1 protein-coding gene is annotated in these 559 nt (G+C 36.7%); it reads right to left on the reverse strand.

Annotated features, from left to right (window positions below; translation table 11 throughout):
* Nucleotides 1-82 precede the first annotated feature (82 nt).
* Nucleotides 83-523 carry an excinuclease gene (locus AACV20_RS14200; protein ID WP_170908094.1) on the reverse strand — a complete coding sequence of 147 codons (441 nt, stop codon included), beginning with the start codon at nucleotides 521-523 and terminating at the stop codon, nucleotides 83-85.
* Nucleotides 524-559 lie beyond the last annotated feature (36 nt).

A 559-nucleotide genomic window follows, 5' to 3' on the forward strand; every position in this document is an offset into this window, starting at 1 on the left:
AAAACACGCCGTAAACGCTGAATTTCAATTTTGAACTAAAGTCGACGAGCGTTGGCAATCCCTCTTTAACCGTTTGTTATGCTTATTTTTTGAGCTTCACAACTTCACCACTCAATGCAACTCCAGCCATTACGGCTCCAGCACCACATTGAAAAGTATCGTTGCTTGAAGTGAGGTTGTTTTTGTAATTTGATTTGATATTAACTACTACATTTCCACCCTCTTTTATCGCTCTGTCTTTAAGAGCAATCATGGCAGAAAGAAAAACCCAGTTGCACGCTTCTTCATCTGTTTTATTGAAAGCGTTCGTTTTTTTACTGGTTTTAAATTCACCTAATTCTTTGAGAACTTTGCCGTAACTCTGCTCGCCAAAGTAAAATGAAACTTCAGAGCCTAATTTAGATTTAGCCACTTCGGAGCTCATTGCCTTTTTAATCGAATAATTACCCACATCATCTCTAGCAAAAGTGTTAGATGAGAAGAAAGCCAGTGATGAAAGAGCTAGAATTGTTAATTTTTTCATTGTGATATATTCCAAAATAGTTTGATTGTGACTAGA

Source organism: Vibrio sp. B4-6, from assembly GCF_963888245.1.
Taxonomy (GTDB): domain Bacteria; phylum Pseudomonadota; class Gammaproteobacteria; order Enterobacterales; family Vibrionaceae; genus Vibrio; species Vibrio anguillarum.